General features: G+C 28.0%; 17 protein-coding genes and 1 pseudogene. 4 read left to right on the plus strand and 14 right to left on the minus strand.

Features of this window, described 5'->3' with window-relative positions; genetic code table 11:
* Positions 1-622: 622 nt before the first annotated feature.
* The gene (locus Q0K19_RS12365; protein ID WP_297248394.1) at positions 623-1762 is read right to left on the minus strand and encodes a restriction endonuclease subunit S; all 1140 of its coding nucleotides are present in this window, start codon (positions 1760-1762) and stop codon (positions 623-625) included.
* Positions 1763-1964: 202 nt separating this feature from the next.
* Between Q0K19_RS12365 and Q0K19_RS12370 the strand changes: the two genes are divergently transcribed.
* From Q0K19_RS12370 to Q0K19_RS12380, 3 genes are read left to right on the plus strand one after another with little or no spacing between them, the layout of a single operon-like run.
* Positions 1965-2528: a GNAT family N-acetyltransferase gene (locus Q0K19_RS12370; RefSeq protein WP_297248396.1), complete on the plus strand. Its 564-nt coding sequence runs from the start codon at positions 1965-1967 to the stop codon at positions 2526-2528.
* The gene (locus tag Q0K19_RS12375; RefSeq protein WP_297248399.1) at positions 2519-3040 is read left to right on the plus strand and encodes a GNAT family N-acetyltransferase; all 522 of its coding nucleotides are present in this window, start codon (positions 2519-2521) and stop codon (positions 3038-3040) included. The genes Q0K19_RS12370 and Q0K19_RS12375 overlap by 10 nt, the downstream gene beginning before the upstream one ends.
* 60 nt (positions 3041-3100) lie before the next feature.
* Positions 3101-5479 carry a glycoside hydrolase family 3 protein gene (locus tag Q0K19_RS12380; protein WP_297248401.1) on the plus strand — a complete coding sequence of 793 codons (2379 nt, stop codon included), beginning with the start codon at positions 3101-3103 and terminating at the stop codon, positions 5477-5479.
* Positions 5480-5556: 77 nt separating this feature from the next.
* Here Q0K19_RS12380 and Q0K19_RS12385 read toward each other — a convergent pair whose 3' ends face one another.
* From Q0K19_RS12385 to Q0K19_RS12435, 11 genes and pseudogenes are all read right to left on the minus strand, one after another.
* Complete coding sequence (locus Q0K19_RS12385; RefSeq protein WP_297248403.1) at positions 5557-5985, minus strand: PepSY-like domain-containing protein; 429 nt, start codon at positions 5983-5985, stop codon at positions 5557-5559.
* A gap of 191 nt (positions 5986-6176) precedes the next feature.
* Positions 6177-7463: a glucose-1-phosphate adenylyltransferase gene (locus Q0K19_RS12390; RefSeq protein WP_297248405.1), complete on the minus strand. Its 1287-nt coding sequence runs from the start codon at positions 7461-7463 to the stop codon at positions 6177-6179.
* Between the two features lie 95 nt (positions 7464-7558).
* Complete coding sequence (locus Q0K19_RS12395; protein ID WP_297248407.1) at positions 7559-8344, minus strand: Cof-type HAD-IIB family hydrolase; 786 nt, start codon at positions 8342-8344, stop codon at positions 7559-7561.
* A 16-nt stretch (positions 8345-8360) separates the two neighbouring features.
* Positions 8361-9164: a Cof-type HAD-IIB family hydrolase gene (locus tag Q0K19_RS12400; protein WP_297248409.1), complete on the minus strand. Its 804-nt coding sequence runs from the start codon at positions 9162-9164 to the stop codon at positions 8361-8363.
* A gap of 6 nt (positions 9165-9170) precedes the next feature.
* Positions 9171-9959, minus strand: a pseudogene (locus Q0K19_RS12405) (Cof-type HAD-IIB family hydrolase).
* Positions 9960-9994: 35 nt separating this feature from the next.
* A complete protein-coding gene (locus tag Q0K19_RS12410; RefSeq protein ID WP_297248411.1) occupies positions 9995-10792 on the minus strand; it encodes a Cof-type HAD-IIB family hydrolase in 798 nt (265 codons plus the stop codon).
* A gap of 110 nt (positions 10793-10902) precedes the next feature.
* Positions 10903-11427: a DJ-1/PfpI family protein gene (locus Q0K19_RS12415; RefSeq protein WP_297248413.1), complete on the minus strand. Its 525-nt coding sequence runs from the start codon at positions 11425-11427 to the stop codon at positions 10903-10905.
* Positions 11428-11462: 35 nt separating this feature from the next.
* On the minus strand, positions 11463-12956 hold the full coding sequence (gene glgA / locus Q0K19_RS12420; protein WP_297248415.1) for a glycogen synthase GlgA: 1494 nt from the start codon (positions 12954-12956) through the stop codon (positions 11463-11465).
* A 166-nt stretch (positions 12957-13122) separates the two neighbouring features.
* On the minus strand, positions 13123-13587 hold the full coding sequence (gene greA, locus Q0K19_RS12425; protein ID WP_014488360.1) for a transcription elongation factor GreA: 465 nt from the start codon (positions 13585-13587) through the stop codon (positions 13123-13125).
* A 69-nt stretch (positions 13588-13656) separates the two neighbouring features.
* Entirely contained in the window at positions 13657-15135 is a 1479-nt protein-coding gene (locus Q0K19_RS12430; RefSeq protein WP_297248417.1) for a glycoside hydrolase family 32 protein, read from the minus strand.
* 137 nt (positions 15136-15272) lie between these two features.
* Positions 15273-16694, minus strand: coding sequence for a PTS transporter subunit EIIC (locus Q0K19_RS12435; protein WP_297248419.1), 1422 nt, complete (start codon positions 16692-16694; stop codon positions 15273-15275).
* Positions 16695-16861: 167 nt separating this feature from the next.
* On the opposite strand from Q0K19_RS12435, the gene Q0K19_RS12440 reads away from it, so the two are divergent.
* Entirely contained in the window at positions 16862-17857 is a 996-nt protein-coding gene (locus tag Q0K19_RS12440; RefSeq protein WP_297248421.1) for a LacI family DNA-binding transcriptional regulator, read from the plus strand.
* Between the two features lie 87 nt (positions 17858-17944).
* Here the strand turns inward: Q0K19_RS12440 and hydA are convergent, their stop codons facing one another.
* Complete coding sequence (hydA, locus tag Q0K19_RS12445) at positions 17945-19384, minus strand: dihydropyrimidinase (RefSeq protein WP_297248423.1); 1440 nt, start codon at positions 19382-19384, stop codon at positions 17945-17947.
* Between the two features lie 136 nt (positions 19385-19520).
* Positions 19521-20450, minus strand: a complete 930-nt coding sequence (locus Q0K19_RS12450; protein WP_297248424.1) for an Rpn family recombination-promoting nuclease/putative transposase — start codon at positions 20448-20450, stop codon at positions 19521-19523.
* Between the last annotated feature and the right edge of the window lie 317 nt (positions 20451-20767).

A 20767-nucleotide genomic window follows, 5' to 3' on the forward strand; every position in this document is an offset into this window, starting at 1 on the left:
AAAACTTAAAGTCAATGTACTAGCTAGTATTATACAATGGTATATACCTAAACAAATAAAAATTATAAAAAAATAGTTGTTATGTTTTTATTATTTTCGGGGGCTAGCCCCCGACCCCCCACTTCTTTTGTTGCTACAAAGAAGCAAAAAAGCTATGTTTTAGCCTAAATTTAATATTTTATCTTACATGTAAAACAAAATTAGTATTATTTAGTACTAATTTTATACTTGCACTTTTTGCAACTTTTTGCGGCGGGAAAAAGTTGAATAAAAACATTGACAAACTTAAAAATTTTCAGTATATACCCAAACAACTATAGTTTGTCAATTTTTGCTTTTTTATCAATGTTATTATAACTTATAAATAATATAAAATATTAGCATATAGTGCAAAATATGTTTTAAATGTAATATAAAACTACATATTTATACAATAATAAGTAATCAGCCGCACGTATAGTTGGCTATCCATAATAATTTGAATACCGTGCGGGTTGCCGCTACGACTAGTAGTTGACAAACTTAAAAATTTTAACTATATTCACAAATAATAAAAAATAAATCAAATATTAAAAATCAATCCAATAAATAAAAGGCAAACAAATACTATAAAAAAACCTTCTTATATTCTAACTTCCCCAGTTAAAAGCCTTTGCATAAGCCCTTTCTTCTGCTGTTTACGAAGTTCTAACTGCTTTTTAAGATTCTCTATGTCCTCATCTATAAGCGAAAGCAGCCCTGCAATTTTTTTCTGTTCTTCAATAGATTTTGGAATTTTTATCTCCAAATATTGATATTCAGAAATCCAATATCTTTTATGAGATTCAGCATTAAATTTAATCATTTTTATTAATTCATATATTAGTTTTAAATTACATTTATTTGAACTAAGTATTTTAATTGCTGAAGATTTTACTTTAAAAGGAAAATTGACATATTTCGTTTCTGTGGTGAAATCATCAAAAATTATAACAGGAATTTCATTGTATATATCAAATTTTTCATTTGTATAACCAAGTACAAAAGTCTTTCCAGCTGTTAAAACAGGACATTCGTATTTATTATTATACTCATCATTTTTAACTATATAATTATTAGGTTGTTCATATGAAAGAATATCACCAAGCCTCACTGTTTGCCACTCGTCCGTAAAACCTTTGAATCGCACTTCACCGCTTAGAACTCTTTGCATTACGCCTTTCTTATACTGCTCTTTTTTATCTATTAACTCCGTAAGGTTCTCTATAATATCATCGCATAATGACAATACTTCTGCTATGCGTTTTTGTTCCTCTAGTGGTGGGAGTAATATTGGTATAGAAAGCAACATTTTATCATTAATTCCTAATCTATCGTATCTAGCACCATAGTTAGCTATTTCTTTTAAATAATTTACCCACAATGAACTAGATAAATAAAAAGCTATAAAATCACTATATTCTTTTTTTACATAAAATACCGTATATAATGGTGATACTATACCTTTTGTTAATTTATTTACATTAATAGGTCCAGCTGGAGCATTTTCTGATATTCTTGGGTTATATATAAAATTACCGATATCTACTATATAGTAATTAGTTGTATCATTTTTGCTAGCTATTTTTTTATAAAAATATTCTTCTTGTAATACAACACCATAAATTGCAGAATTAGATAAAACAGGATAATTTTTATTTTCTTTATTTTTTACTTTTATTATTGTAGCTATATCTCCAAGTTTTACTTCTTGCCAGCCTGTTGGAAGATGTGTATTTTTCATAAATATACCTTTATTAAATATAATATGTGCTACTCTACTATATTATACTATGATATGTAAAAAATTTAAAACTATTATGATATTAGTTTTTTCACTCTTAAACATAATTAACAAATTATATAAATTATTTAAAAAATACTATATTTACTTAATTATAAAAATAGTATATAATCGGACTAAATCTAATATTGGAGTTTTTATTATGATTAAATTGATTGAAATGAAAGAAAATTTAGAAAACAGAGATTTTTACAAACAATTGTATAATGATGCTTTTCCTCCTGAAGAAAGATGGGATTTTGATATGACTTTGGAAAATAAAGATAATCATAATTATAAATTTTATGCTATATTAGATGATGATGTTCCTATAGGCTTAACTATGCTCTGGGATTTGGACGATTTCAATTATGGTGAATATTTAGCCATAGATAAAAATTTAAGAGGAAAAAAATACGGTTCTGAAGTTCTTACTAAAATACTAGAAATATTAAGCAATAAATTAATAGTTATAGAAGTAGAGCCTTATGATTTAAATGAAATTGCCAAAAAACGCATTGAATGGTATAAAAGATTCGGACTAATACTCGCCGATCATGAATATGATATGCCTTGTATAAATGAAAATAATGAAATATCAACTATAAAAATGAAAATAATGACAAGCAGAAAAATACAAGATAAAGAAGAACATGACAATATCACAAAAATAATATATAATAAAGTATACAAGCCTAGATTAGATGAATTAGATAAATGGAAATAGAATTAATAGAAAGTATTGATTCTTCAAACTATAATGAAGAAATTATAAAAGACTCTTTTAATATACGAGAAAATTGGAGTTTAAAAGAGTCTTTAAATAATAACAAAATCAAAAAAAATCTTTATGACATTAAAAAAGATAATATTCATATAGGCGTTTGCTTGTCTTGGCTTCTTGAAGAATTTTTATATATAGAATATTTCACCATAGAAAGAAAATACAGATGTATGGGTTACGGTTCTGCTGCATTAAAAAAATTAATGAAAATGCATGACAATATAATAGTAGAGGTTGTGCCTGAAGATACTAATGACTTAGCATATAGGAGAGTAAATTGGTATAGATCTTTAGGTTTTTATTTATATAATGATACATACCCATATCCTTATTTTCTTGATAATGGAGAAGTTACATTTATAGATTTTAGATTAATGTCATCGAATGAACTTACAAGCTATGAATACAAAAAAATAGTTAATCTTCTTCATAAGAATATATATAATTTATATTGATTTACTAAAATATTTATACTATCATATAAATATAATAATCAAATTTTGAGGTATTGAATTATGAACGATAATAAATACTCGCAAAAAATAAAAGAATTAATAAAAGAAATGACTTTAGAAGAAAAAGTATCTCTTTTAAGCGGTAAAGATTTTTGGTCAACAAAAGCAATAGACAGATTGAAAATAGACTCTATATATTTAACTGACGGACCTCATGGAGTTAGAAAACAAAGCACAGAATCAGGAGAATTAAGTTTGCAAAAGTCAGTTTCATCAACCTGCTTTCCTACCGCCTGCTGCTCTGCCTGTTCATTCGATCCTAATATAATGTATGAAATGGGTGAAGCTATATCAGAAGAAGCCAAAGCAAATAAAGTTTCTGTAGTATTAGGACCCGGAGTAAATATAAAACGCTCCCCTTTATGCGGAAGAAATTTTGAATATTTTTCAGAAGATCCTTATCTTGCAGGAAAAATGGCTAGCGGCTGGATAAATGGATTAGAAGATAATGGAATACAGTCAAGCCTCAAACATTTTGCTGCTAATAATCAGGAAACTTTAAGGCTCATAATAGACAGTGTAGTTGATGAAAGAGCTTTGAGAGAAATATATTTATATGCATTTGAAATAGCTGTTAAAGAGGCTAAGCCTTCTACTGTTATGTGTGCTTATAATAGTGTTAATGGAACATTTGCATCAGAAAATAAATACTTGCTTACAGATATACTTAGAGATGAATGGGCATTTGATGGTATTGTCGTTTCAGATTGGGGTGCTGTAAATGACAGAGTAGAAGCTTTAAAGGCTGGACTTGATTTACAAATGCCTTCAACTAATGGAGAAGATGATAAAAAAGTTTATAATGCTGTTAAAGAAACTATTATAGATGAAAAAATATTAGATAAAGCCGTAGAAAGACTTTTATATTTCTCTTTATATTCTATGGATAATATTTATGATAATTTCGATTATGATAAAGAAGAACATCATAATATAGCTAGAAAAATCGCTGAAAACTCTATAGTATTGTTAAAAAATGAAGATAAAATACTTCCTGCAAAAAAAGAAAGTAAAATTGCTGTGATAGGAGAATTCGCTCAAAAGCCTAGATATCAAGGTAATGGAAGCTCTCTTATAAATGCATACAAAATAGATACTGCAGAAGAATATTTCAAAGAAAATAATATAGAATTCAATTATGCTAAAGGATACGATTCAAATTCAGCTGATATAGATAATGCCTTAATAGAAGAAGCAGTAAATATATCAAAAGACAAAGATATTGTAATAATATTTGCAGGTCTTATAAACTCTTATGAATCAGAAGGATTTGACAGAAAACATCTAAACTTGCCTCAAAACCATAATCATTTAATAGAAGAAATTTCTAAAGTAAATAAAAATGTGCTGGTTGTACTTTCTATAGGGGCACCGGTTTTAATGCCTTGGATTGATAAAGTAAAAGGAGTACTTAATTTATATTTGGCAGGAGAAGCCGCTATAAGTGCTGCATTTAATATAATATTTGGTAAAGTTAACCCAAGTGGAAAATTGGCTGAAAGTTTTCCTTTGAGTTTAGAAGATAATCCAAGCTATAAATATTTTCCTGGAGGCAATAAGGCTGTTGAATACAGAGAATCAATATTTGTAGGATACAGGTATTATGATAAAGCACAAAAGAATGTTTTATTCCCATTCGGATTCGGTTTATCATATACAACTTTTGAATTCTCTAATTTAATTGTTTCAGATGCCAACACTATTGCCGGACTTGATAATATACATGTGGTATTCGATATAAAAAATACAGGTAATGTATTCGGATGCGAAGTTGCTCAAGTTTATATATCTGCTCCAGAAAACAATGTATTTAAACCGCAAAAAGAATTAAAAGCATTCATAAAAGTATTTTTGGAACCCGGAGAAACTAAAACTGTTATATTAAAATTAAATAAAAGAAGTTTCTCTTTCTACAATGCTGACACTAAACAATATGAAATAGAAAGCGGAGTCTATACAATATACATAGGTAATTCATCAAGAAATTTACTATTAAGTAAAACTATGGAAATAAACTCTATAAATTATTATCAGAAAAGGATTGATAATTATTTTAACTTTAAAGATATAAATATTTCAGACAATGAATTCCAACAGCTTTTAGGAAGAAAATTAAAACCTATAAATATTAAAGCCTCTAAACCTTATCATCTTAATAATAATTTGGCAGATTTGCTTGATAATAATATAGCAAAAGATTTTTATAATAAACTTTTATCAGGACTCAATGATATGTTTAAAGATGATAAAACAAATACAAAAAAAATGTTTGAAAGTATGATGCTTGAAACTCCTCTTCGTTCGCTTCATACTATGAGCGGAGGTATCATTACAAGAGAAGATATTGAAAATTTAATAAACGCTTTAAATAACAATTAATTTTAAAATAAAAAAGCGGCAGAGTTAATTATTAATTCTGCCGCTTTTATTTTTCATATTTTGTTTTGCATTATTTATTAATCATCAAATTTCTGTCCCATTATCTGTCCGTTTCCTGACACCATAACTTCCATCATATTATTTAATTTTAATTTATAATTGCCCCACTCTTTTTCTGCATCAATAATAGCAGCCTGAGGATATGCTTTTTTTACAGCTTGTAGTACAGCAGGCGGAAAAGCAGCATCTGGTATAGGAGCATATTCACTGTCTATATTCTGCCAATCCCCATTAGCTAAAAAGTCTATGGATACACCATTAGACAAATTCACATCGAATTTTCTTCCGTCTCTTTCAACCTTCCAAATTTGAACTCCAGGAAATACTCTCTGTATAAAAGCAGTAGCCTGCTGAGGCAATGCTGAAGGCGGAACTACCATATCAGCAAAAAGGCTTGAAGCTGATAAAATAAATAATGATACTAAAAAAATAGATAATTTTTTCATGATTTACTCTCCTTAATATTAAACTACATAAATTATCTTTATGAATATAAGTATAACATTTTATACATATTTGTCAAGTTTATTTACAATATTTTTACTATTTTTTTACATTTTTTTTATTAATTAAGTAGATAATAATATGAGTAGAAGATTACTCCTACCCACAACAAACAAACTTAAACTAACAAATATTAGATAACTGTACCGCTTTTAACTATTGTATTTTTAGGAATTATTACAATGCCATCTCTAATACAATAGAATTCACTATCTTGATGCTGTATTTTCTTTTTATTTGTAATAACAACATCATTACCTATTCTTACATTCTTATCTATAATTACATTTTTAAGAGTACACTTTTTACCAATACCGATTTTAGGAATATGCTTAACATTTAGTCTTTCAATATCATAGCTATCCTCATAATAGTCACTACCCATCATAACTACTCTTTCCAACGTAGAACCGCTTTGAACTACAGAACGAACACCTATAACGCATTCTTTAATGGTAGCATTCTCTATTCTGCATCCGTCAGCTATGATACTAGATGTTACTGTAGCCTTTTCAACTTTAGAAGGAGACAAGTAACGAACATGAGTATATATAGGAGCATTTTCATCATAGAAATCGAAAGGAGGATTTTTACTTCCGAAAGATATATTAGCTTCAAAATAAGCCTTAATAGTTCCTACATCTTCCCAGTATCCTTGGAAAGCATAACTGAATACTTTATATTTTTTGATAGCTTCAGGAATAATATCTTTACCGAAATCCATCATAGATACATCTTCTAAAATTTCTTTAAGTACATTTCTTCTAAATACATAAATACCCATAGAAGCCAAATATTCTTTCTCAGGATCTTCTATATTAAACATTTTCTTTTGATCTTCACTCAATTTTAATGAATCAAGCTCTTCAGCCTCTTTAGGTTTTTCCATAAAGTTAGTAATCTGACCTCTTTTATTTACTAACATAACACCAAAACCTTTTGCATCCTCTCTTACAACAGGTACAGTACCAACAACTATATCAGCACCTGTTTCAAGCATATGCTGAAGCATTACATTATAATTCATACGATATACTTGGTCGCCTGAAAGTATAACTACATTATTAACAAATTCATTGTCAAAATGAGAAAGATTTTTTCTAACTGCATCGGCTGTTCCCTGATACCAATCTATATTAGTATCTGTCTGTTCAGCAGCAAGTATACTTACATGACCGCCTGAAAAGTTATCAAATCTATAGGCATTGTATATATGATTATTCAAAGATGCACTATTAAATTGTGTTATAACATATATATTTCTAAATCCGCTGTTTATACAATTAGATACAGGTATGTCTATCATTCTGTATTGACCGCCCAAAGATACTGCAGGCTTAGAACGTGCTTTTACTAAAGGATAAAGTCTTGTTCCTCTACCTCCTCCAAGTATCAAGGCAACAGTATTAAATGCTCTCATAAAAAAACTCCAATAATTTTTTATTATCTAAAATAATTCATATATTATAAGTATAGTAAAAAATTATTGACTTTTCAAGAATTATTAATCATATATTACAATACATTAAAATGTTTCAAAGCATTATAAACGCCGTTATTATCTACATCATCAGTAATATAATCTGCCACCTCTTTTACTTCTTTATTGGCATTACCCATAGCAACACCTATAGCAGCATGCTTTATCATAGTGATATCATTTCCTCCGTCTCCGAAAGCCATTGTTTCTGATAAATCTATTCCATAATATTCTATGATCTTATCTATACCTATATGCTTACCGCCGCCTTTTGTATTAACATCTGTAAAGTCTGGATGCCATCTGCTAGATTCGCAATTTTTGAATATTTTACTCATTAATTCTTTTTCTTTTTCAGCATCTACAAATAAATTTATCTGCAAAATATTATTTATATTTTCTTCCAAAAAATCATAATAATTATCAACTGCCGGTATGGGAAGATTTATAGATTCAGAAACTTTTTTAACTTTATCTGTAACATAATTAATATATATACCGCTATTCATCATTACAGAGCATGGAAATTGTTCTTTATTTTTTAAATAATCCATCAAAGAATATATTTCTTCTTTAGCTATGCCAAGTCTGTAAATTGACTTATCACCTATATAACAATCAAAACCATTCGCTGTTATATATCCGTCAAACTCTATGCCATCTACATTGTTTATATGATTCTTTATTCTTCCTGTAGCTATAAAAACTTTTATACCTTTTTCTTTTAATAACCTTATAGCCTCTTTAGAAGAATCTGAAACTTTATGAGTATTAAAACTTACTAAAGTACCATCTATATCAAAAAATACTGCTTTTATCATTATAAAAATCCTTATATTAATCTATTAAATTAAAATGTTTTAAAGCATTATAAACGCCATCATTATCAACATCATCTGTGATATAATCTGCTACCTTTTTTACTTCTTCATTGGCATTACCCATAGCAATACCAATTGCAGTATGTTTAATCATACTTATATCATTTTTTCCATCACCAAAAGACATAGTTTCAGATAAATCTATATTATAATGATTTATTATTTTATCGATTCCTAAATGCTTTCCTGAATTTTTAACATTAATATCTAAAAATAGAGGATGCCATCTGCTTGATAATGAATTTTTAAATATATTATCTAAAATATACTTTTCTCTATCAGCATTGAAACTATTATCTTCCAAAAATAAATTCACCTGTAAAATATCATCTGCATTATTATGTATAAAATAATCAAAATCAATAATATCAGGACATTTTATTTTCATCATATCAAATATATATTTAATATCATCCGTCATATAATTAACATATATATTACTATTTGTTATTAAAGAAGATGGTATATTATCTACATTTTTGAGATATGATAAAAAAGATGTCAAATCTTCCTTTGGTATTGGATTTTTTAATATCTCTATTCCATTAGCAAAACAGTTAGTTCCATTTGCCGTTATATATCCTTCAAATTTTAAATCTTCTAAATTATCAATTTGAAACATCATTCTGCCTGTAGCAATGAATACTCTTATTCCATTTTCTCTAAGTTTATTAATAGCATTTTTAGAAGACTTTGAAATCTTATGAGTATTAAAACTTACTAAAGTTCCGTCTATATCAAAAAACACAGCCTTAATCATAATTATTTAATCCAATAAATTAAAATGTTTTAAAGCTTTATATATTCCATCATTATCCACATCATCTGTAATATAATCTGCTATTTTTTTTACGCTTTCATTAGCATTACCCATAGCAACACCTATAGCGGCATGTTTTATCATAGAAACATCATTACCGCCGTCTCCGAAAGCCATTGTTTCTGACAAGTCTATTCCGTAATATTCTATAATCTTATCTATTCCTATATGCTTACCGCCGCCTTTTGTATTAACATCTGTTAAAGCTGGATGCCATCTGCTAGATTCGCAATTTTTGAATATTTTACTCATTAATTCTCTTTCTTTTTCTTCATTAACAAATAAATTTATCTGCAAAATATCATCTATATTTTCTAATAAAAAATCATAATAATTTTCTGCTATATTTATTTTAAGATTAATAGACTCTAAATATCTAGCAGCTTCATCAGAAATATAATTAATAAATACACCATTAGGCATCATAATTGAACATGGGAATTATTCTTTATTTTTTAAATAAGCTATCAATGAGTATATTTCTTCTTTAGCTATAGAACGTCTATAAATTGACTTATCTCCTATATAACAATCAAAGCCGTTTGCTGTTATATACCCGTCGAACTCTATATCATCTACATTATTTATATGCATTTTGATTCTTCCTGTTGCTATGAAAACCTTTATACCTTTTTCTTTTAAAATTCTAATAGCCTCTTTGGAAGAATCTGAAATCTTATGAGTATTAAAACTAACCAAAGTACCATCTATATCAAAAAATACCGCTTTAATCATATAAAAACCTTTTATTTAGAACATATTACAACATATCAATCTAATAAATTAAAATGTTTCAAAGCCTTATATACTCCGTCATTATCAACATCATCTGTAATATAATCTGCTATTTCCTTTACATTTTCATTAGCATTACCCATGGCTACACCTATAGCAACATGCTTAATCATACCTATATCATTTCCGCCGTCTCCGAAAGCCATTGTTTCTGATAAATCTATTCCGTAATACTCAATTATCTTATCTATACCTATATCTTTACCGCTATATTTTGAATTTACATCTGCAAAAGAAAAATGCCATCTGCTTGATTTAGAATTTTTTAATACATTATCCATTAAATATTTTTCTTTATTCTCATCTACAAAAATATTAAGCTGCAAGATTTTATCATAATTATTTGGTACATAATCATTAAAATCTTTAGGGTCTGGAACTTTTACATTTGCCATACCATAAAGATGTGTTATTATATCACCTGTATAATTAATAAATAAATTATCGCTTGTTATTACTGTACAAGGAAATTTATCTTTATTTAGATAATCAACTAAAGAAAATAAATCATCTTTATCTAAAGAAACTCTATATATTTCTTTATAATCTCCATTATCTTTGACTAAACAGCTTCCGCCATTTATTGTTATATATCCGTCAAAATCTAAGCCGTCTAAATTATCTATTTGAAACATAGCTCTTCCGCTTGCTATGAAAACCTTTATTCCTTTTTCTTTTAAAATTCTAATAGCCTCTTTGGAAGAATCTGAAATTTTATGCGTATTAAAACTCACCAAAGTACCGTCTATATCAAAAAATACTGCTTTTATCATTTGTTAGTACCATCTTTTATTAATTTGAAATTTGTTAAGAATTAAACAATAATACATTTTTAATAAATAAAAGGCCCAATCAATTTAGGCCTTTCATTTATAAAGATTAATTAAGATATATTACTCAATGCACTTACAATAGCATTGGCAAATTCTTTTGAGGAAGCAGGACCATTAGCTGTTATAATATTTCCTGAAACAACAACATTGTCCTTCAAAACATTGGCATTACCATGTCTTACATGCGATTCATCTGCAGGCAAACAAGTAACATTAATACCGTCTAATATTTTAGCATTAGCCATAATTACTGTTCCGCTTCCTATACCTGCAACTATTTTTTGATTATCCAAAAATAATTTAGCAAGTCCCTGAGTACGCCAATCGTCCCATAAAGTTATACATCCTATACCGCCTATAAATACTACAGCATCAAAATTAACAGCATCAACCTCACTGAATAGTAAATCAATATTTGCCATACCGCCTAATTTACCCTGAGCTGTACCTATAAATGTAGATGATACTTCTGTTTTATAACCGGAAGATTCAAAAATTTTTTTACTCTCAAAATATTCTTCGTCTTGAAAATTCTGACCAGACATAACATACAATATTTTATTAGTTTTTTCCATTATAGAATATCTCCAATATTTATTTTTCTAAATCATCATAAACCGCAATTTCTATCATAATTATTCTTATTCAAGATAGCAAGTTCATAGGCCTTAACATATTCTTTTGCACTTTTCTCCCAAGAATTATCTATTTTCATAGCCCTTTTCTGCATAGCAGTGAATCTATCTCTATGATCATAATAAACACTTACAGCCCAACCAATAGTATTATATAATGCTGAAGGAGTAGAATCATAGAATTTAAATCCTGTACCTTCTCCTGTCTGTTCATTATAATTTTCAACAGTATCTTCAAGTCCGCCTGTAGCATGAACTATAGGCAAAGTACCATATCTTAAAGAATACATCTGATTAAGTCCGCAAGGCTCGAATAATGAAGGCATTACAAATAAATCACAGCCTGCCTCTATTAAATGTGATAATTCATTGCTATATCCTATATAAGAACCTACTCTTCCAGGATATCTCTTAGGTATATCACCAAAGAAACCTTCAAGACTTTTATCACCTGTACCAAGTATGCAGAATTGAACTTTCATATTATTAACTAAAGAATCTATTATAGAAGCTATAAAATGATATCCTTTCTGATCAACGAATCTTCCTATTGCTCCTATCAAAACAACATCGTCATCTTCTTCAAGTAAGAATCTTTTCTGAAGTTCTCTTTTACATACTTTTTTGCCTTCCATTTTATCTGCTGAATAATTTGCAGGTATAAATTTATCTTTTTCAGGAGACCAAATCTCTTCATCAATACCATTAAGTATTCCGAAGAAACTTGTTGTTTTATTCTGCAAATAAGGTGCCATACCATGACCGCCATAAGGTGAAGCAATTTCTCTAGCATAAGTAGGGCTTACAGTAGTAACTACATCAGAAAAGAATATTCCGCCTTTAAGGAAATTTATATTGCCATGATCTTCAAAAGTATCAGGACTGAAATTATTCCAGCCTAATCCTAAATAATCATAAGTGGTAGTGGCATTATATATACCCTGATAATTTGCATTATGTATAGTGAGCATACTAGCAGCATGACCTATTTGATCATTCCAGTGCCAAGTTTTAATATATGCAGGAATAGCTGCTGTCTGCCAATCATTAGCATGAACAACATCTACATTTAATTGTAAATCCTTACATAACTGCAAAGCAGCTCTTGAAAAGAATCCGAATCTCCAAGCATTATCCTGATAATCATTGAATGAAGCATCATGATAAAGACCTTCTCTGCTGAAGAAATTATGATGTTCTATAAAATAAAAATCAATTCCATCTTTTACTGTCTTAAATACTGAGCACCACTCTTCTCCATTACCCATCCATACTCCCATAGTAGGAAGTACATTCTCTAAATAACAATCCTGAAAATTAATATCTCTATATTTAGGAAGTACAACACAAGCTTCTACATCGAGCTTCTTTAAATAAATAGGCAAAGCACCAACAACATCGGCAAGTCCACCTGTTTTTATAAATGGTGTTGCTTCAGATGATGCTATCATAACTTTCATTTTTGACATATAAAACTCCTAAAACGTGGAATATATTTTTAAATATATAACTTTATTTAAAAACTTCAAGTCAAATTATGATTTTAGAATATTATTATAGTAAAAAGTTTAATAAAAATAAAAGAATTCTATTTTTTATTAAATAGAATTCCTTTTTACATAAAATTATTATAAATCAAATACTAATCTCTAATATCTCTAAAACCTTATCGCCTGCAGGTACTTTTATAGTAACAACATCGCCAATTTTTTTACCTAATAATCCTTTAGCAATAGGAGTTACTATTGTTATTTCATTTTTAGTCATATCTGCTTCTAATTCACCCACTATTCTATATTCAAAAACTGCATTTCTAGTTTTATCTTTAACTTTTACTCTTTTACCGAAAGTTACAGTGTCCTTATCCAAATTAGCAGGATCTATTATTTCACAGCCTGCCAAATCACTTTCCAACTTTGATATCTGAGCATTCAATAATCCCTGTCTTTCTTTAGCAGCATGATACTCAGCATTTTCTTTTAAATCGCCTTTTTCTCTAGCCTCTGCAATAATAGCAGGCAAAGTTTCAAACTCAGCCTTTAATTCAGAAAGTCTAGCTTTAGCTTTATCATATCCTTCTTTTGTTATTGGTTTAGCCATTTTCAATATCCTTAAAATTAGTAATTTTGATATTATAAACTATTTTTAAATATTTACAAACAAAAAAGATTAATGATTAATATTAAAATTAGATAATTTATATATTGTTAAATTCATATTTCCAATGATTTCAAAAGAATATTCATCAGGATAATATCTAGTAGAAAAAACAATCTCACCATCATTTACAAATATCTCTATAGCTGAAGTATCTATAAGTATTCTTAAATTTTCTAACTTTTCTAAATCCGAACTTCTTTTATATCTTCCGCCGCCTATTTTCTTTCCTATATCATTTATAAACTCTAATATGAATCTATTATTTTTATATTTAATAGAAACACCTTCAGAAATTAATAATTCAAAATTCTCAAAATTTTTTATATTATCAATTAGAACTTCATAAGAATTAATATCTTTAGAAATTAAATTATCAGACAATGAATCATAAGAGCATGATTTTTCAAATATTTTTTTCTCTCTTAACTTCTCCAAACTTCTATGAGGTTTTTGATAAAGTTTTCCATTTTTAAAACTTAACTCTCTAGCTACAGTTAGACAATGCTGCCAGCCATATTGAACAGTTAAATTTTTATGATCATCTTCTGTATCGGGAACACCCATCCAACCTATTATAACTCTATTTCCATTTTCATCTAAAAAAGTCTGAGGGGCATAGAAATCAAATCCTCTGTCAAGAACAGTAAAATTATTAACTTCTATATGTTCTTTATCTTTATAATCATCATTAATCAAAAAATATCCTGAAAGATAAATATTTTCATATACATTTTCAATTTGCTCTACACCTTGAGGACAAGTAATTAAAATATTCTGTCCGTCTAAATTAAATAAATCAGGACATTCCCACATATAGCCGAATCTATTTTTAGAATTTATAGTGCTTATATGCTTCCAATTTCTTTTATCTTCAGATTTAAATATTAATACCTCTCCAATATCATTATCTCTATCTGTACCGTATTTTCTAGCACCCTGAACCATATAATAAGAATCATTTTCCTTCCATACTTTTGGGTCTCTTATATGATTAGTTATATCTTTAGGATAATCTTTCATTTCCATTAAGCATTCTTTTTCAGAGAAGTTAATACCATCTTCGGAGACTATAAGCATGGTATTAGCCTCTCTTCCGCTTTCTATGTAATCATGCTTGCCTAGAAGTTTCACATTACCTGTATAGTATATGTATAATTTATCATCTTCTATAAGGGCAGAACCTGAATACACACCATGGCAATCGTATTTTTCATCTGGATATATTGATACTCCCACATATTTATAATTAATTAAGTCTTTAGTTATATAATGACCCCAAAATTTTAATCCGCCTTCAACATCAAATGGAGAATACTGAAAAAATATATGATACTCCCCTTTGAAATATGATAGAGCATTTGGATCATTAAGCCAGCCTACTGGAGGCATCAAATGAAAATTTAATCTCCATTTATTATTATTATCTTTAGAATATTCAATTTCTTTTTGTTTTATCGCTTCTTCAAATACTTTACTAACCAGCCTCATTTCATTTCCTTATATTAATTAAATGCATAATAGTACTTAATATCATGCATTAAGAACTAATACATGATATTAAGCGAATAAATTATTTTATTGGATTTATGTAGAAATTATTGTGTAAACGTTGTCTTTTTTAATTTTTACTCCTCATCTTCCTGCATATACTCATCAGGAACACCAAAGAACCAAGTAAGAGTAAATGATAATAAAACAGTAACTAAAGCAACAGTAACATAACCAACTAATTGCTTTCCGTCATAAATATAAAGCAATGCTCCGGGTATTCCTGTAACTCCATTAGCTGTAGCCTGTAAATTCAATAATCTTGCAATCAAGCCTGTTACACCTGCAGCAATAGCACCGCAAACCATAGGCTTTATTCCGTATCTTATATTTATACCAAATATAGCAGGCTCTGTTATACCAAGCCAAGCTGATAATGTAGCACCATATCCCATAGCTTTTACGCTTTTTCTTCTAGTTTTTAATGTAACAGCTAAACAAGCAGCACCAGCAGCTAAATTAGCAACGGATAAAAGAGGATTAATAGGGTTAAAAGTAGTAGCAGCAAGCAACGATATTTCTATTAAGTTCATTATATGATGTACTCCTGTTACAACTATGAATATTATTCCAAACCCTATTATAAATCCTCCTATTCCAAAAGGTAATGATAAAGAAAAATTTATAGCTATCAATATCCATTGTTCAACTATATGAAAAATAGGCCCTATCACAGCTAATGATAATATCAACATTATAAGTAAAGTTAAAAAAGGTGTTGCTAGTATATCTATTATATTTGGAATTACTTTTCTTAAATTCAATTCCACTTTAGAGCCTATTATACCAGCAATAAGTGCAGGAAGTATGCTTCCTTGATATCCTACTATAGGTATAAATCCAAACAACATTATAGGCTTAACTCCGCTGTCTGGATTGGCTACCAAATAAGCATTAGGCAAAGCAGGTGAAACAAGCATTAAGCCTAATAATATACCCAATATAGGAGAACCGCCGAAAACTCTGAATGTTGACCAGCATACTAAAGCAGGCAAAAATGCAAATGTCGTTTCTGTTAAAACACTCATAAATGTCATAACAGAAACAGGAATATTAGACACTTGCAAATTAAATAAACCTAAAAAACTATCATTTATTAAAGCACCTTTAAGCCCTAAAAATAAACCAGTTGCTATCATAGCGGGCATTATTGGTACAAATACATCAGCAAATATACGGATAAACTTTCTAAAATTATTTTTCTCTCCCACTTTTTTAGTTTCTTCCGTATTTTGTTTTGCTGCTCCTGTAACACCTAAATTAACAACTTCAGCATATACCTTATTTACAACTCCTGTACCTAATATTATTTGATATTGATCTGAATTAAAAAATACTCCCTTAACACCTTCTATTTTCTGAACATCTGAATCTTTTATACTTTCCCTGTTTTTTACTATTAATCTTAATCTTGTGGCACAGAAAGTTGCGGAAATAATATTATCTTTATTTACTACTCTAATAATTTCTTCAGCAGTTTTTTTATAATTGATAGCCATAATAAAAATCCTATTGAAATTGTCATTTATGTAACCGGTCACATATTATATTATAGCAATATTTTAATATTTGTCAAGCATTATACATTTTTTTTTATAAAATAATTATATAAATTTGTATTTAACAATAAAAAGTATATACTTTATTAATATCAGGATAATGGAATATGGCTACGAATAAAAAAATTACTATGAAAGAAATAGCAGAAATTGCTGGTGTTACAAAAACTACTATATCAAGATACTTTAATGGCGGATATTTAAAAGAAGAAACCAAAAAAAGAATAATGGAAATAATATCAGAATATGATTATGAGCCAAACACATTCGCAAGATTAAAGGCAAAGAAAAGTCGTATAATAGGAATAATAGTACCAGCTTTAGATTCTATAGTTGGAGCAAGAGTATTAACAGGACTTGAAAAAACTCTTAGAGAAAAACATTATATGCCTATAATAATGAATACAAATCATCAGAATAAATTAGAACTTCAATATATAGAAAAATTAAAAAGATTAAATGTTGATGGAATAGTATTGAGTGCCACATATATCACTGAAGAACATAAAAATATCTTAAGAAAATTAGATATACCAATCGTAATTTACGGACAAGAATGCAGTGAAGGAATAAGTATAGTTAATGATGATTATAATGCCGGTATAGATATAGGAGAATATATAGGCAGAAAAAATCATAAAAATATAGGATTTATAACAGTAGATGAAAATGATATTGCCGTTGGAATAACTAGAAAAAATGGTGTATTAGATGGATTATCTAACTATGGTATAGAAAATATAAAAATAGAAGTAGCAGATTTTTCTTATGAAAAAGCAAAAATTGCAGCAGAAAAATTATTAAAAAATAAAAATATAGATGCTATAATATGTTCAACTGACAGACAAGCTCTAGGAGTATATAAAGTATTAAAAGAAATGGGATTAAAAATTCCAGATGATGTATCTGTAATATCTTTCGGAGGATATGATATTGATGAAATAATAGAGCCTGAACTTTCAACAATAAAATTCGATTCTTTTAATGCAGGAGTATGCACAGCTAATACTTTGATAGATTTAATTAACAATGTAAAAGTAAAAAAGGTATTGTATGTTAATTATGAATTCTTAGAAAGAAATAGTGTAAGCAATAAAGAATAATATAAAAAATAAATAAAAATAACTGACTAAAAAATCATAGCCAGTTATTTTTTATTTAATTTCCTATTATATAAATATTTTTTAATATTAATTACAGTCAATATCTATATAATCACCTAATTTGAAATGCTTATTAAAATCTGCATAATGATCTAAAGTTTTTCTCTTTATAAATTTACCGTCGCCTTTATTACCTAAAAACTTATTATCCTTACATACAATTTTACCTCTTGATATAACTGTATCAATAGAGCATAAAAGTTCCATTCCTTCATAAGCAGTATAATCACAAGCACCATGCATATTTGATTTTGTGATAACTGATTTTTTATTAGGATCTATTATTGTAATATCAGCATCAGCATTTGGTATAATAGCACCTTTCTCTGGATAAAGTCCATATATTAAAGCTGGATTATAGCATAAAGTTTCAACGAATTTATTTATGCTTATTCTTCCTTTCATAACGCCTTCAGAGAACATCAAAGGGTATCTCTCCTCTACTCCGCCTGCACCATTAGGACATTTAGTGAAATTATCTTTTCCTTTCAGCTTATCTGTTTCATAATTGAAAGGACAATGATCTGTAGCTATTACTTGAATATGTCCGTCTGCAATAGCTTTCCATAATCTGCCTGAGTCTTCCTGTTTTCTTAGAGGAGGCGACATTACAAATTTAAGTCCGTCTTCTCTGTCATACTCTTTATCAGTTAATACTAAATATTGAGGGCAAGTTTCAGAGAAAATATTTTTATGTCCTAAAGCTCTAGCATTAACTATTTCATCAACACTCTTTGAAGCGGAAGTATGAACTATATAAACAGGAGCATTTCCAGCTACAACGGATAAATGTATGATTCTATTAACTGCCTCAGCTTCAGCCTCTACAGGTCTGCTTATAGGATGATAATGTGCAGAAGTTTTACCCTCTTCAACAAATTTCTTCTTTAAATATTCTACTACATAATGGTTTTCAGCATGAAAAGCAGAAACTCCATTAATCTCTTTCATCTTCTTTAATACTCTCACAACATTATCATCTTCTATTTTATAATTATAAGTTAAATATAATTTTGTACTTTGCAAACCTTCTTCTTTTGCTAATACTTCAAGCCCTTTAAGCACATCTTCATCAACATGCTGTAAAACTCCATGGAAGCTATAATCAATAACAGCTTTATTATCAGCAAGAGTATGATAATATTTTAATTGATGAAACACATCGCAGTCTTTAGGGCCGAATCCCATATGATCAACTATAGTAGTAGTACCTCCGCAAGCAGCAGCAATAGTACCAGTATAGAAATCATCAACAGCACGCCCAATTCCAACATCTATATCCATATGAGTATGAACATCAATACCTCCTGGCATTACATATTTGCCTGAAGCATCAATTATTTCTGCCCCTTCGCATTTTAAATCATCACCTATTTGAGAAATTTTTTCATCTTCTATTAATACATCAGCTTTATAAGTTTCTGAAGCATTAACTATAGTACCATTTTTTATAATAATCTTTTTCATTTTATAATCCTATATTTATTAGTTTTATTTATATATTAAAATTAATTACTAAATTTATACGAATTAAATAAAGCATATGCAAGCAAAATTCAATATACTTATATTTTTTATTTATCTATAAAAACTTGTCATATATTCATAAGTCTTTTATTTCTTCTATACTTAAACCTGTAATTCTGCTTATAACATCAATATTCATATTTTCTTTTTTCATTTCTTTAGCTATATTTATCTGGCTTTCTTTATAACCCTTTTCTATACCCTTTTCTATACCTTTTTCTATGCCTTGCTTAAATCCTATTTCAATACCCTCTTTTTTTCCTTCTGCTCTCTCATACTGAAGCATAGCAGCCTGTCCATAAAGAAAAGTATCTCTTTCATTATAGGCAGACATCTCTTTTTCATCAGCTACAAATCTTTTATATTTATCTATTACTTTACTCATAATATGATTGCCTCCTATAAGTTTATTAATATCTTTTTCTAAATCTTTAGTAGTGAAAAAATCAATCCAAGATAAAAGTTTATTTTTATTATAATCATCTATACTAGCATTTTTTAATATTTCTGCAAATCTTTTAATCTCTATAAAATGTATCTGAAAATCATCTAATTTAAGGCTAGGATTATTAATATCTGATAATTGAAGACATTTATGCTCTTTTTTTATATCAGTTTCACTTCCTATGTTTAAATTAAAATTTAAAAAACTAATACTAATCATTTGACTTATATTAATATAGTTTTCATTCTCTTTTAATTCAGAAGCTATATTTTTAGCTATATAATATAAGATTCTTTTTATAAAATTATTATTACCTATCAACTGTATTTCAATAAGTATCTTTTTACCATCTTTAGTTTTTGCTTTAACATCAAGAATAGACTCTTTTAAATTCTCATTTTCAGGTAGGTTGTAAGGATTAATAATTTCAAGATTGCTTACAGATTCAAAACCAGCATCATTTAAAACAGCATTAACAATATTTTCTAATATATCCTCATCACCTTCAGTACCAATTAGATATCGTACGAATAAATCATTAAGTCTGTTAATTTCTTTCATAGATTAATTATACTAAAAATTTTATTAATATCAATTTATATTTATATAATTTTCATTCATCAAAAACTAATACATAAAATTATCATATATTTTTAATGAGTATATTATATAAATTATAGTTATATTGACATAAAATAATTTTAAACATATAATCCAGCATATACTTAGGGGTATATATGAAAAATATTATTTACATTATTTCTATTTTTGTTTTAATAGTTTCGATAATTTCCTGCAGCGGCGGTAACAGCGGCAATACTAAACAAACAGAAAATACTCAAACTAATCAAACTCAAACAAATGAACAAGTATATATT

This window comes from uncultured Brachyspira sp. (assembly GCF_944393015.1).
Classification (GTDB): Bacteria; Spirochaetota; Brachyspiria; order Brachyspirales; family Brachyspiraceae; genus Brachyspira.